Consider the following 14,183-nt stretch of genomic DNA (forward strand, 5'->3'; position numbering starts at 1 on the left):
ATGGGCGTGTTTCGTGGCGGATGGGTCACGTGGATACCACCACGAGGCCCAAAATGATTCGTTTTCCTCCGTCCCCAGGGGATCAGCTGGGGCTAGAGCTCTAGCGTGAGGGTGACGGGGCAGTGGTCGCTGCCGAAGATGTCGCCGCGGATGCCGGTGTCGCGTACGTTGTCGGCGATTGCGTCGCTTACCAGGAAGTAGTCGATGCGCCAGCCGGCGTTGTTCTTGCGGGCATTAAAGCGATAGCTCCACCAGCTGTAGACGCCCTCGACGTCGGGGTTTGCCGCGCGCCAGGTATCGGTAAAGCCGGCGTTGAGCAGCTCGGTAAACTTGCCGCGCTCCTCGTCCGAAAAGCCGGCGTTGCCGCGGTTGGACTTGGGGTTCTTAAGGTCGATCTCCTCGTGCGCCACGTTAAAGTCGCCGCAGGTCACGACGGGTTTGCCGGTCTCGCGCTCGAGCGCGTTCAAAAAGCCGCGGTAAGCATCGTCCCAGGCCATGCGCACGTCGATGCGGGCGAGTTCGTTTTGCGCGTTGGGAGTGTAGACATCCACAAACCAGAACTTGTCGAACTCCAGCGCGCAGACGCGGCCCTCGGTTGCGGCTTGGGCGACGAGTACGGCCGCCTCGTTCTCGCCGGCGTAGGGTAGCAGTGCGTCGGCGTGCAGCACGCGCAGCGGTTCCTGGCGGCTAAAGACCGCAGTGCCCGAATAGCCTTTACGCTCGGCGTAGCTCCAGGTTTGGTGATAGCCGGGCAGGTCAATATCGACCTGGCCTTCTTGCAACTTGGTCTCTTGCAGCGCCAGGATATCGACGTCGAGTTCTTGCGCGATCTGGATAAAGCTCGGGTCCTTTTTGAGCACGGCGCGCAGGCCGTTGACGTTCCACGAGGCGAAAGTGTAAGTCTGAGGCATGGTGTCCTTTCGACGGGGTTGGCAGGCTTAAGATTAGCGCAACAGGGGCGGGGTGGGCTCCGCGCATGCTGACTTAAAGGTCGCATGCTGGGACATCGCCCGGCGCTGCCCGACCAGCAGGGACGGAGAACTCATATGACGCAGGCAATAACGGATTCCAAGCAGGCCTCCGCCGCGCTGGCGGAGCTGTTCGACACCCACGAGCGCGTGGTCTTCTTTGGCGGCGCGGGTGTTTCCACGGCGAGCGGCATCCCCGATTTCCGCAGCGTGGATGGCCTGTACCACCAGCAGTTTGCCTACCCGCCCGAGACCATGCTCTCGCATAGCTTTTATGAGGCGCATCCGGCCGAGTTCTTCGACTTCTACCGCACCAAGATGATCGCGCTTGGCGCTAAGCCCAATCGCTGCCACACCAAGCTGGCCGAGCTGGAGCGCGCCGGCAAGCTAAATGCCGTGGTGACGCAAAACATTGACGGCCTGCATCAGATGGCAGGATCGCAGCGTGTGTTCGAGCTGCACGGCTCGGTCCATCGCAACATTTGCCAGTCGTGCGGCGCGGTCTATAGTGCCGAGTGGATTTGCTCGCGCGAGCACGAGGACGCCGCGGGCGTGCCCATGTGTCCTGCGTGCGGCGGGCGCATTAAGCCCGATGTGGTGCTCTACGAGGAGCCGCTCGATGAGTGCGTGCTGACCGGCGCCGTTGCCGCCATCGCCGCGGCCGATGCCCTCATTGTGGGCGGGACCTCGCTCGTGGTGTATCCGGCGGCGGGCCTTACGCGTTACTTTACCGGCGATACGCTGGCCATTTGCAATCTTGCTCCCACCGATCAGGATGCAAATGCCGACCTGCTGATTTCTTGCGACATCGCGGCTGCGTTTGCGTTTTAGCCCGCGTGCGCGGATACAATAGAAAGACTGATTGCAAAGCGACCCCGCCGCCTGCGCCCGAGCGCGGCGGCGCGGGCATTTGAGGAGGATGTTCATGGCGAACGATAGCAAGACATGGCGGTGCGGAAAGTACGAGCTCAGCTTTGACCGTCCGCGCATCATGGGCGTCCTCAACGTGACGCCCGATTCGTTTAGTGACGGCGGGGAGCACTTCGACCCGGATGCCGCCATCGAGTACGGCCTGGCGATGCTCGACGCCGGCGCCGACATCATCGACGTGGGCGGCGAGTCCACGCGCCCCGGCTTTACCCCGGTTAATCCCGACGAGGAGGCTCGCCGCGTGCTGCCCGTGGTGCGCGCGCTGGCCAAAGAGGGCGCCATCGTCTCGATCGACACGCGCCACGTGGCGGTTGCCAAGGCGGCCGTGCGCTGCGGCGCCTCGATCGTCAACGACGTGACGGGCTTCACCGACCCCAAGATGGTCGAGTTTGTCGCGACGAGCACCTGCGGCGTCATCGTGATGCACGCCGGCGAGGTCGCGGCGCCCACCCGCACGCATGCGACGGTGCAGCTCGATACCTCGGCCGCGGCGTTTGTTGCCGAGAAGGCGCGCGAAGCGGCTGCCGAGGCTGCGCGCGAGGCCGAGAAGCCTGCCCGCCGTCGCCGCGGCAAGCTGCTGGGCGAGCCCAAGACGGAGGCCAAGCTTCCGGGAGGCGTGGTGCAGCCCTCACTGCCGTTCGGCGATCCGGAGCCCGCGCCGGAGCCTACGGACGAGCAGAAGCAGGAGACGCCGGCCGCCGAAGAGACCGCCCCTGCTGCCGAGGCCGCCGCGACCCCTGAGCCCGCGCCGGAGCCCAATGACCACCTGGCTGCCATGATGCGCCGCAGCGCCCGCCGCGAGGAAGCCTACGTGCCCACCTCTCAGCTCCGCCGCTTCACCCTGCCCGATTCGGCGCCCATCATGCGCCGCGTCATGGGCTTCCTATCCGACCAGGCCCGCACGCTCATCCATGCCGGCGTGTCGCGCGACCGCATCTGCATCGATCCCGGCCCGGGCTTTGGCAAGACGGCCAACGAGGACATCGTCATCCAGCGCGAGACCGCCAAGATGGCGTCGCTGGGCTACCCGCTCATGTGTGCCGTGTCGCGCAAACGCTTTGTGGGCGCCGTCTCGGGCGTGACCGAGGCCGCCGCGCGCGATGCCGCCACGTTTGGCGTGTGCCTGGGCGCTATCCAGGCCGGTGCAAACATCGTGCGCGTGCACGACGCCACTGGCTTTGCGCAGTTCCTGAACGGTTACTGGGCTGTCGCCAAGCCGCAGCCGCGCCGTGCGTTTGTGGCCGTGGGCTCCAACCTGGGGCATCGTTGCGACAACATCCGCGCCGCACGTGACATGATCGCCGAGATTCCGCTCACCTGCGTGTCCAACTGCTCGCGCATCTACGAGAGCGAGCCGGCCTACGAGACGCGCCAGGACGCGTTTGCCAACGCCGTCATCGAGATTAAGACCGAGCTGGCGCCGTTGGTGCTGCTCGACGAGCTCATGAAGATCGAGGCCGAGCTGGGCCGCGACCGCTCCAAAAAGGCCAAGGCCAACGGTCCGCGCACCATCGACCTGGACCTGCTGTGGATGGACGGCGAGACCCACGGCGGCAAAAAGCTGCGCCTGCCGCATCCGCTGATCGGCGAGCGTGACTTTGTGCTGGTGCCGCTCGAGGACCTGATGCACGACCCGGCGCGGTTCTTCCGCTACAACGGCGTCGAGGTCAAGGAGCCCGAGGATCGCGTGGGCCATATCGTGGGCGAATTGGGGCGTATGTAGATGATTGAGATGAATGCCGTAGCTGTCGGTACCGAGCTCGACACCGCGCGCGACGCTGGTCGCGAGGGTGCGTCTGCGGGCTGGTGTGCTTGGAGCGCGGGCGAGACGTCGTTGACGTTTTCGCTGGTCGTGCGCCCGGACGTGAACATGCATGCCTTCCACGGCCTGCCGTTTGTGGCGGCGATGGGCATGATGGACGCGCTCGTGGGCACGGCGTCGACGCCGGGCCTGGGCCTTGCCGGCAAGGTGGGCATTGAGTGGCCGAGCAATATCGTGTGCGGCGCGCCCGCGTTCGAGACGTCGTTCGCGCGCGTCGCCGTCAACGGCGGTGCCGGTGCCGCGGGCATGTTCGGTGCCGTGACGGTGGATATTGAGCGTTCGGCGCTGAGCGAGCTCGGTGTAGATGTGGCCGACGAAGCGCTGGTCGAGGAGCTGGCTGCCGCCGTGCTGACCCGCGTGGACACCTGGGCGGTTGCCGCCAACACACCACAGGGCGCTGCCGGCCCGCTGGCTCCGGTGCTGGGTGAGTACTTCGATATGGTGCCGCTGCTGGGTCGTCAGGTTGCGGCGGTGTCGCCCAACGGTTTGCCGCTTGCGGTCGGTGTGTTTGCGGGCCTGGACATCTGGGGCCGCGCGACCATCAAGACCGATGCCGGCGAGCAGGAGTTTCCGCCCGAGGCCGTACGGATTCGCGGACTGTAACGCGAGGCGCCCGCGCTCAAAGATAACGATGACAACGAAGCCCTCTTCGGCCTGTGCCGGGGAGGGTTTCGCCTATCTGGTGAATGGGTTGCCAGCGCCCTATTCCTCAAAATTGAAAATTTTTCAGTTTTGAGGAATAGGCTTGGCGAACGTTTGCGGGGCTGTGACATCGGGCGTGCTCGACTTATGTCCCTGTTTTACCCCCAGCTTCTGCATGCGGCGGTAGATTTCGCAGATGCCCTTGATGGTGAGTTGGCCGTCCACCACGTCGAAGGCATCGGTCGAATCGGCGACGATGCCGGCGAGACCGCCCGTGGCGATAACGGTGGCATCCTCGCGGCCCAGCTCGCGCTTCATGCGCGCGACCAGGCCCTCGGCCATGGCGGCAGCGCCCACCACGGCGCCGACCTTGATGCACTCTTCGGTGTCGCGACCGATGGCGTGCTCGGGCGCCTCGAGCGGCACGCTGGCGAGCTTGGCGGCACGGGCGGCAAGCGCGTCCATGGAGATGCGGATGCCCGGCGCAATCGCCCCGCCAATGTAATAACCGTCCTCATCGATGACGTCGATATTGGTCGCGGTGCCAAAGTCCACCACGATTGCCGGCGCGCCGTAGAAAGTCTCGGCCGCAACGGCGTTGGCTACGCGGTCGGCGCCCACGGCCTGGGGGCGCGCCGCGCGCAGCTTGGTCACGGCGGCCGTCTGCGGCCCGATGACGATGGCGTCTGCCGCGATGCGGTTGGCCACGGCGTGCCATTCGCGCGAGAGTTGCGGCACCACGCCCGCAAAGGCGATCGCGTCAACCGTATCGAGCGAGAGGCCGTACATCTTAAAGAAACCCATCAGGAGCACGTGGATCTCGTCGGCGGTATAGGAGCGGTCGGTGGGCATACGCCACGACTGCACCAGCTCGTCTCCGTCGAACAGGCCCATGGCCGTCTGCGTGTTTCCCATATCGATAGCGAGCAGCATGTCTACTCCCAGTGTTGGCATAAAAGGACGCGCACCATTGTATACGCGCCGTCGACGGCGCTCGGCCGCGATTCGTTTACGGTGATAGGGGCTGAGGGGTTTAAATATGAAGGAATTATGCTCTACGAGATTTTCCTTGCCGTTTACCGAACTCCCGCGTAATATTCTTTCTTGCGCACATGAGGCGCCCAGACATTGCGGGGTGGAGCAGTCTGGTAGCTCGCCGGGCTCATAACCCGGAGGTCGTAGGTTCAAATCCTGCCCCCGCGACCAAGAACTTGCAGCTCGTCGGCCTAGCCGGCGAGCTTTTTTGTTATTCCGGGACCGTGTTTTCGGTCCAATTCTCGGCCTCTCAAACAAAATCTCGATCTGTAACATCTAGACCCGATTTGGGCGGCTAGGTGTTACAGATCGAGATGTTGAGTCCCCGCCTGGACGGTTTGTCTAAATCTGTAACACGAGGGATGGATTTTGCCGAGTAACTGTTACAGATTGAGATTTTCTGCCGGGACGGTTTTGGTTTGTCTCGATCTGCTCCAATGTGCCCTGCGTCTTTATGGGTCTTGCCACGTCGTTCTTCACGTTTATGCTGCAGCAGCCGATCAACTTTGGCCACCTCTTCGCATTCTGGGCCTTTGGAATCGCGCTCGCGGTTTGCCTGGTTATGTCGGGAACGCTCGTGTGCTCGGCAATCTTTGGAAAAGAGCGCGCTATTCAGGCGCTTACGCCGCTCGATGTGCTCGAGGCACGGCGGAACCATAAATAAGAAAACTCGATTATCAGGGGCGGACGCCGTGAAGCACACCGCCCCCCCTGTACGTGTGGCGCCAGGGCCATGCGCTCGAAAGCGTTGCCCAAACGCATGGTTCATCCGCACAAAGCCCATGGTCGCTATGGGCAAACATCGGTGCGCCTGCACATGGCTTTGAGTCTGTTTTCGAGCGAAAGTATGGCTGTCGATACGCATGCAATTCGCATGAAGTCCGGGTTCGTCCAAGAGCCCTATAAAGGAGGATTCGCATGAAACAGTTAGAGACCGACGTCGTTGTCGTTGCCGCGGGTCTTAGTGGCCTTGCCGCAGCGGTCGCTGCAGCCGAGGCAGGCGCTCGCGTCATTGCCCTAGAGAAGGCCCCCATTACCGGTGGCGCCGCCAACATGGGCATGGGGCCTGCCGCCGCTGGCTCTCCGCTTCAGAAGGCTTCGATGATCGAGGTCACGCCTGGCGAGCTCTTCCGTCGCCATATGTTCTACACCCATTACCAGGTCGATGCTCGCCTGGTGCGCGACTACTACTTTAAGTCGGGCGACACCATCGCATGGCTGCAGGACATGGGCGTGGTGTTTAACTCCGTGCGTCCGGCGTTCCGCGCCCGCGAGCGCACGCGTGCCTATTCCGACGGCGAGTACACCTGGCATGTCGTGCAGCCCGAGGACGGCTCGGAGCCCGGTCCTCGCGCGGCGACCACGATGACCAAACGCATGACCGAGCGTGCCCAGGACCTGGGCGTCGAGTTTATGTTCGAGTGCCCGGGCACCGGCCTTATCAAGGGCGAGGACGGCGCCATCTGCGGCGTGACCGCCAAGGACAAGGACGGCGAGGAGTACCAAATCTCGTGCAAGTCTGCGATTGTCGCTACGGGCGGTTTTGGCCACAACGCCAAGCTCATCAAGGAGAAGCTCGACTTTGAGTGGGGTAAAGACCTGTTCTCGTTTGCCATTCCGGGCATGGACGGCGACGGCATCAACATGTGCCACGAGGTCGGCGGCGGCCACACCCCGGTGACCATGGAGCTCATGTACCAGATCCCCGACAACATGAACCACTTCTATGTCGAGGGCGCATTCCGTCAGCCGTGCTACTGGTGCAACCGCCTGGGCGAGCGCTTTATGCCGGAGGACGAGATCTTCAACACCACCTTTGTCGGCAACGCCATCAACCATCTCCCCGGCAAGGTCGCCTATGCCATCTTTGATTCCCGTATGCTCAAGCACTGGAAGAAGGATGGTCCGGATATCGTCAGCCACGTTCATCCGCACGACCTGTACGACGGCTTTGAGGAGCAGTGGAACCGCGACCTGGAGGCCGGCTATCCGGCGATCTGCCAGGCCGATACGCTGGAGGAGCTTGCCGAGAAGGCGGGTATCGACGTGGAGGGTCTGCTCGCTAACGTCGACGAGTACAACGAGATGTGCGACAACGGCTGGGACGACATCTTTGAGAAAGAGCGCGAGTTTATGAAGCCGCTCGAGAAGGGCCCCTTCTATTGCTGCAAGCAGTACTGTGGCGCCTACGGCACCCTGGGCGGCGTGCTCATTAACCACAAGATGGAGGTCATGACCGACGACTATGAGGTCATCCCTGGCCTGTACTGCGTTGGCACCGATGCCTGCACCATCTATGGCGACTCCTATAACTACTGCATTCCGGGTAACACCATGGGCTTCTGCCTTAACTCGGGTCGCATCGCCGGTGAAAACGCCGCCGCAGCCCTCTTTGAGGACGCGGGCGACGAGGAGTGGTCGTAACACCGCAGCTATTCGCGCCTGCAGACACCCACGCGTTGGGTGCGGGCGGGGATTTGCCCTACAAGCGAGGCGCTCGGGATCGCTTTGGTCCCGGGCGCCTTTCTGGACAAGAGCGACGTTTTGAGGGGAACGAATGAAGCTAACGATTAATGGAGCCGAGGTCGAGGCACGCGAAGGGCAAAATGTCCTGGAAGCCACGCTCGATGCCGGTATCTATATTCCGCATCTGTGTAAACATCCCGATCTTGAGGCCGTCGGCGGATGCCGTCTGTGCATGGTCGAGATCGAAGGCCAAGATGAGCCGGTGTGTGCCTGCAAGACGCAGGTTGCCGAGGGAATGGTCGTCAACACGACAGGCGAGCAGGCCGAGCGCGTGCGCAAGCTGGCAATGGAGCTTATCTTGGCCACGCATCCCGCCGATTGCACCGGCTGCCCCAAGTACGGCAAGTGCGAGCTGCAGTCTATGTATCAGTACCTGGGAGTTTCGCCTGCGCGCTGGCGCACCAAGAGCCGTCCGGTCGCCACGGACGAATCGAACCCGCTGATCACCCATATGTTCACCCGCTGCATTCGGTGCGGTCGCTGCGTGCGCGCGTGCCGCGAGCTGCGCGGCGCCGGCGTCTTGGACTACCAGCGCACCGAGGACGGCATTCGCATTGGTACGGACGGCAGCGTGAGTCTGCAAGAGGCCGGATGCCGTTTTTGCGGTGCCTGTATCGAAGTGTGTCCCACGGGCTCGATCGTCGACACGCTCGATATGTTCGATGAGAACAAGTCCTATGCCGACAACGTGGTCCCCTGTCGCTCGGGCTGTCCCGCCCACGTGGATATCCCACGCTACCTGCGTCACATCCGTAACGGCGAGTACACCCGAGCCGCCGCGGTGGTGCGCGAGAAGGTCCCGTTCCCCGAGAGCCTGGGCGACATTTGCGTCCATAGCTGCCAGGATGCCTGCAAGCGCAACGAGCTCAACGGCACGCCGGTTTCGGTTTGCCGTCTTAAGCGCGCCGCGGCCGTGCGCGATGCGGGCGACTGGAAGGCCAACGTGCGCCATGAGCCGCTGAGCGGCAAGAGCGTCGCCGTTGTGGGTGCCGGTCCCGCCGGCTTGACCGCCGCACTCTATTGCGCCGAGAAGGGCCACAAGGTCGTGGTGTTCGAGGCCAACGAGAAGGTCGGCGGCCAGATGCGCTACGGCATTCCGGCGTATCGCCTGCCCGATGCCACGGTCGATGCCGAGGTTGCGACGATTTTAGAGATTGCCCAGGGTGATGACGCCGAGCCGCGCATTGAGCTGCGCTGTGGCGAGCGAATCGCCGAGCCCCAGGCGCTTTTGGAGCAGGGCTTCGATGCCGCGCTGGTTGCGGTGGGCACGCATGACGGAACGGTGCTTCCCATGCCCGGCCACGACCTCGAAGGCGTGCTGCGTAACACCGATTTTCTGAAGGCCGCCCGTATGGGCAGCGCCCCGGACCTGACGGGCAAGCGCGTCGTGGTGCTTGGCGGCGGCAACGTGGCGTACGACTGCGCCCGCACTGCCGTGCGTCTGGGTGCCGCCTCGGTCGATGTCGCCTGCCTTGAGGCCCAAGACGCGATGACCTCGACGCCCGAGGAGCGTGCCGAGGCCGCCGAGGAAGGCGTGGTCCTGCACGATGCCTATGCCTTTACCAGCATTAACGAGACCGAGGACGGTTCGGGCAAGGTCGGTTCCATGACGATCCACAAGATCGAGCGGTTCTACTTTGACGAGAACCACCGCGCCGTCACCGAACTGCTCGACGGCGGCGAGAAGACCATCGATGCCGACTGCGTGATCTTTGCCGTGGGTCAAAAGCCCGAGGGCACGGCCCAGATGGGCCTTGAGCTTACGCACGGCCCGTATATCGTGGCCGATACCGAAGGCAAGACGAGCGTTGAAGGCATCTGGTCGGCGGGCGACTGCGTGACGGGTACCAAATCGGTGATCGCGGCAATCGCTGCAGGTCGCACGTGCGCCTCGGCCATCGACCGCGCTTTGGGTGGCGATGGCAACATCGACGAGGAGCTGACCGAGCATGATGCTCCCGAGCAGTGGATTGGCCGCGTCCCCGAGGGCTTCTACGACGATGCCGTGCAGCCCGAGTTTGTCGATGCCCAGACGCGTAAGGATAACTTCGATACGTTTGAGTGCCCCTATACCGACCATGAGGCTACGTGCGAGGCGAGCCGCTGCTTGCAGTGCGATTTGCGCCTAACGATCAGTACGCCGCGCCTGTGGAACGAATACTAGGAAAGGAGCGATAACCCATGACGATCATCAACTTTATGCCTGCGCATAAGCAGGCCCCCGTCGCGCTCTGGCTCCTTAAGAAGGACGTGGCGGCCGCTGCGGAAAAAAATGCAGGGGCCGGTGCCCAGGCGGTTTTGGTACCGGCAGGCGATGAGGTCTCTGCCGCGCTCGCGGATGCGTTGGGCGAGTCCTGCCGCGTGATCGAGTGCGACCCGAGCCTGGGCTTTGTCTATGCCAACGGTTCGGCCGCGGCCAAGATGCTCGACGGCGAAAAGCCTCTCCCATCTTGCTGCGAGGGCGATGGCGCCGACCGCTGCCTGAGCGGATCAGAGTTACTTGCCGCCGAAGGCAAGCGCTGGGTGTGGATTGACGGGGCCGAGGAGCCCGTTGAGGTCGACCGTGTCGTGAGTGCGGAATCCCTGGTTGCCGCGGCGGGCGCCGACGACGCTAAAGCGGTGGGGATTGGCTATCCCAGCGGTCTGCTGCTGAGGCCCGATGACACCTCAAAGATTGAGCTATGCAGCGACTACGTGCGCGTCTACACCGCCAAAAACTGCATGGCAAAGGCGCTTTTGGACATTTGCACGCTCTATCGTCACGAGAGCTGCGGACGCTGTGTCTTTGGCTACGAGGGCTCGCATCAGATTGCAACGATTCTTGCCGATATCTGCCGCAAGAAGGGCAAGCCGGGTGACTTGGCGCTCCTTCGCGACCTTTGCCCCGTGATGCAGGCGCAGTGCCTGTGCGAGCAGGGTCGCGTGCTGGCGCGCACGGTGCAGTCGTTCCTCGACCTGTTCGAGGGCGAGATTATGCAGCACACCACCAAGAAGGTCTGTGCCGCCGGGGAATGCCAGGCATTCTTGACCTTCCATATCCTCGCCTCCAAATGCCAGGCATGCAACAAGTGTGTCGATTCGGACGTTTGCGAGGAGGACGCGATTCTGGGAAGGCCGCGGTTCATCCACGTGATCGACCAAAAGGCTTGCACCCAGTGCGGTGCCTGCCTGGATATCTGCGACAACGGCGCGATCGTCACGGCTGGGGCCGTCAAGCCCAAGTGCCCGCCCAAACCCATTCCCTTTAAGCGCAAATAAGAGCGCCGACCCCTTCCGTTTTGTCCCTTGTAGGCATGCGGGAGGGGCCTTTGTTTATCTGCACGAGGTATTCCGCAAATACCGAGCGGGCCTTGGTTGCCTGGACGGTGCGCATGTTTTACGTCTGCCGTACGCTTTTTGCGAAGTACACACGGGCAGAATCCGTGTCCAAAATGCTCTGGAGAGGAGCGACCATGTCGTTTAAAGTGATGGCGATTTGTGCCGGCAGGCACGGTGGCAACGGCGAGGCTTTGGCCAAAGAGGCCCTTTGCGCGGTGCGCGAGGCTGGCGGCGAGGTCGAGCTGATCAATTTGTTCGACTATAACATCTTGCCCTGCACCGGTTGCGAGGGCTGCACCATGCAGATGGGAAAGATGGGCGCCGGCCTGCAAAAGGAATATCACGGCTGCGTTCTTAAAAACAAAGACGATGTAGATGCGATTATTCGCGAACTGCAGACCTGCCAGGGCGTGATCTTCTCGGTTCCGACCTACGACCTTACGCCCAGCTCGGTGTACACCCGCTTTGCCCAGCGCTTCTTGGCATACGAGCTTTCGTTCTTGCTTGCCATCGGTGCCGTAAAGGAGAATCCGCATACCGTTGCCGGCCTCATCTCCGTCGGCGGCTCCATGCACGATTGGCAGTCCCTGGCACTGGAGAGCCTGCAGGCGACTATGTTTACCATGTCGATGACTGTCGTCGATCGCTATATGGCGCAGCGCGACGGCCGCCCGGGCAATGCTTTTGTGTGGGGAGACGACGTGGAGTGGGGCGGACAGATCGCCCGCGCCCACAAGATGGGCGAGAACATCGTCAAGGCCATTCGCACGCCTGTTGACGAGCGCTGCTGGCTGGGCGATCCGGATGACGGCGTGTGTCCCAACTGCCACAGCTCCCTGGTGTACCCCGGCGACAAGCATTGGGATGGGGTCGAGTTTCCCTGGGAGTGTGCGGTCTGCGGCGCGGGCGGCGATATCGTAACCGACGAGCGCATCGGTCGCCCCAAGCTCAAGATTGCCGAGAACGGCCTGATTCGCGACCGCAACGACGACCACGCGCGCGCCGAGCACCTCAACGAGATCAACAAGACCCGCGACGAGTTCTTCGCCCATATGGACGAAGTAAAGCCGCTCATGGAAAAGTACGCCAAGATGACGTTCCCCACGCTGGAGATTAAGCGCGACTAGTTTTGCCCAAGCCCCGCCCGGCCTACTTGCGGCAGTGCAGGTCGGCGCTGGTGCGGGGCTTAATCCTCGGCTCAAGAAAGCCAAGGTAGATTAGGGTGCGAATCGAGAGGTGGAACAAAAAGAGGTCCTCTCCCGATGCCAAGTCGTTACCGGTGATTTCCTTTATGCGGTTAATGCGATAGAGCAGCGTGTTTTTGTGAAGCGACAAGATCGCGGCGGTGCGCACCGTGTTACAGCTGTGCTGCATAAAGGCAAAGAGCGTCTCGACCAGCTCGGAATCGTGCGACTGGTCATGCTTCCAAAGTGCCCAGATTGCCGGATGGCAGTAGTTTATAAGGTTGATGTGGTCGTTGCAGATGTCGAGCATTTCCATGTAGGTGTATTCGCAATAGCGATACACATGGGTGTCTTCGAGGATTTTGGTAAAGGTCGAGCCGTATCGAATGGCGGCGCGTGCCTGATTGAGGTGCGAACGCACATCGGTTGCCTGGGAAAACTCGTTGCTGATGCCAATGAACAAATTGTTCGTGGCAGCAACGCGGGCAAGGATCGCCTCATCGTTGGCGGGTAGCTGCGTGGAGGGCGGACGGCTTACCAGCGCCACGAGCTCACCTTCGTACATGGTGATAAGGCTATGGTGCAGTAGCGGCTGCAATTGTCCTCGGATGCTCTCCGCCTCGCGCGCCTCGAGCTGGGAATCTTTTTTGAGCAGGCATACAACGTAGAGGGCGGGAAGCGGCGCAAAGCCGACGAGCTGCATTTTGCGTGTGCAGGTGATGGGGTTGGGGATTTCGTCGTCCAGGAGGCGCGAGAGAAAATATGGCCCCTGTTGCGGGCCGCCCAACGAAAGAAAGCCGCCTTTCTGCAGTTCTTGCGCGAGCAGTCGGACAAAGAACTCAAAGACCTCGCGATCGCTATCGCCAAAGGCGTGATTGCGTTCGATCATCATCGCCCGGCCCAGACACGTGCCGTGCACCTTGATCGCATCGGTCATGGTGTTGAGGCGGAACATGTCGTTATAGCGTGTAAGCGGGCCTGTCGAGCGGGCAATCTCCTCGTCTAAGCCGCATTTGATGATGTATCGCACGGCTTCGTCCTGTAGCATGTCACCTTCGGAGAGCTCGGCGCGGGTGATGGCTGCAAAGGGGGAGTCGTCGTCATCGTCGAGCTCAAAGCCGCCGCGGGCGGCATAGCGGTACACGGGATCGACGACGAGCACCGGGTTGTCCATAGCGGCAGAGGCCGTTTGCGTGAGGCTCTTGAGCCCCGCGTCGCTCAAGAGCGCCTCGAGCAGCGCTTGCTTTGCGGTAGACGTATCGGTGGTACTCGGTTGCATGGGTGTCCCTTCTGCCGCGTCTTCGCCGTAGTCGACGCGTGACCAAATTATTATTGCAGGCTGTGCAGTATTAGGTTGTTTAAAAAGGTGAGTGTGGCGGTCGTTTCCTCGAACGGGGTGGCGCTGTTGTTGGAGAATGTCTCGATCTGTAACAGGTGGGTCCGGTTTTGGTCTGTAGTTGTTACAGATTGAGATGTTTCGGCAGGACGGTCTTCGTTTGTCTAAATCTGTAACACGAGGGACGGTTTTTACTGAGCAACTGTTACAGATCTAGATCTTTCGGCAGGCTAGATTGGTTTGTCTCAATCTGTAACAGTTGCTCGGCAAAATAGGGTCTTACTGTTACAGATCGAGACAAACCGACGGGCCGCCCCGCCCCGCCCCATCCACCTGCCGCTACCTGCTGTCTGCCGATTTCCGTTGCGTCACCGTGCTCCCATGCCATATCCTCTAGATAACTACGCGGCAACATCGCCGCC

General features: G+C 62.0%; 11 protein-coding genes and 1 tRNA gene. 9 read left to right on the forward strand and 3 right to left on the reverse strand.

Annotated elements, in window-relative coordinates:
- Positions 1-92 precede the first annotated feature (92 nt).
- Positions 93-911 (reverse strand): exodeoxyribonuclease III, encoded by an 819-nt coding sequence (locus DWW51_RS04580; protein WP_117629805.1) that lies wholly within the window; start codon positions 909-911, stop codon positions 93-95.
- Between the two features lie 135 nt (positions 912-1,046).
- Between DWW51_RS04580 and DWW51_RS04585 the strand changes: the two genes are divergently transcribed.
- The 3 genes from DWW51_RS04585 to DWW51_RS04595 all read left to right on the forward strand — a co-directional run bounded on the left by DWW51_RS04585 (position 1,047) and on the right by DWW51_RS04595 (position 4,323).
- Positions 1,047-1,799, forward strand: a complete 753-nt coding sequence (locus DWW51_RS04585; protein ID WP_117773667.1) for an NAD-dependent protein deacylase — start codon at positions 1,047-1,049, stop codon at positions 1,797-1,799.
- Between the two features lie 94 nt (positions 1,800-1,893).
- Complete coding sequence (folP, locus tag DWW51_RS04590) at positions 1,894-3,621, forward strand: dihydropteroate synthase (protein ID WP_117773668.1); 1,728 nt, start codon at positions 1,894-1,896, stop codon at positions 3,619-3,621.
- Positions 3,622-4,323 (forward strand): hypothetical protein, encoded by a 702-nt coding sequence (locus DWW51_RS04595; protein ID WP_117773669.1) that lies wholly within the window; start codon positions 3,622-3,624, stop codon positions 4,321-4,323.
- A gap of 123 nt (positions 4,324-4,446) precedes the next feature.
- Here DWW51_RS04595 and DWW51_RS04600 read toward each other — a convergent pair whose 3' ends face one another.
- Positions 4,447-5,295, reverse strand: a complete 849-nt coding sequence (locus DWW51_RS04600; protein WP_197032172.1) for a type III pantothenate kinase — start codon at positions 5,293-5,295, stop codon at positions 4,447-4,449.
- Between the two features lie 196 nt (positions 5,296-5,491).
- On the opposite strand from DWW51_RS04600, the gene DWW51_RS04605 reads away from it, so the two are divergent.
- From DWW51_RS04605 to DWW51_RS04630, 6 genes are all read left to right on the forward strand, one after another.
- Positions 5,492-5,568 (forward strand) — tRNA-Met (locus tag DWW51_RS04605).
- Positions 5,569-5,851: 283 nt separating this feature from the next.
- Positions 5,852-6,061, forward strand: a complete 210-nt coding sequence (locus DWW51_RS04610; RefSeq protein ID WP_055251515.1) for a hypothetical protein — start codon at positions 5,852-5,854, stop codon at positions 6,059-6,061.
- 254 nt (positions 6,062-6,315) lie between these two features.
- On the forward strand, positions 6,316-7,821 hold the full coding sequence (locus DWW51_RS04615) for an FAD-dependent oxidoreductase (RefSeq protein ID WP_055251513.1): 1,506 nt from the start codon (positions 6,316-6,318) through the stop codon (positions 7,819-7,821).
- Between the two features lie 133 nt (positions 7,822-7,954).
- Positions 7,955-10,087 carry an FAD-dependent oxidoreductase gene (locus tag DWW51_RS10455; RefSeq protein ID WP_117773671.1) on the forward strand — a complete coding sequence of 711 codons (2,133 nt, stop codon included), beginning with the start codon at positions 7,955-7,957 and terminating at the stop codon, positions 10,085-10,087.
- A 17-nt stretch (positions 10,088-10,104) separates the two neighbouring features.
- Entirely contained in the window at positions 10,105-11,181 is a 1,077-nt protein-coding gene (locus DWW51_RS04625; protein ID WP_117773672.1) for an NADH-ubiquinone oxidoreductase-F iron-sulfur binding region domain-containing protein, read from the forward strand.
- 194 nt (positions 11,182-11,375) lie between these two features.
- Positions 11,376-12,368, forward strand: coding sequence for a flavodoxin family protein (locus tag DWW51_RS04630; RefSeq protein WP_117773673.1), 993 nt, complete (start codon positions 11,376-11,378; stop codon positions 12,366-12,368).
- Positions 12,369-12,390: 22 nt separating this feature from the next.
- On the opposite strand, the gene DWW51_RS04635 is transcribed toward DWW51_RS04630, so the two are convergent.
- Positions 12,391-13,704, reverse strand: coding sequence for a CdaR family transcriptional regulator (locus tag DWW51_RS04635; protein WP_117756960.1), 1,314 nt, complete (start codon positions 13,702-13,704; stop codon positions 12,391-12,393).
- Between the last annotated feature and the right edge of the window lie 479 nt (positions 13,705-14,183).

The sequence above is a fragment of the Collinsella sp. AF15-51 genome, assembly GCF_003462845.1.
GTDB lineage: Bacteria > Actinomycetota > Coriobacteriia > Coriobacteriales > Coriobacteriaceae > Collinsella.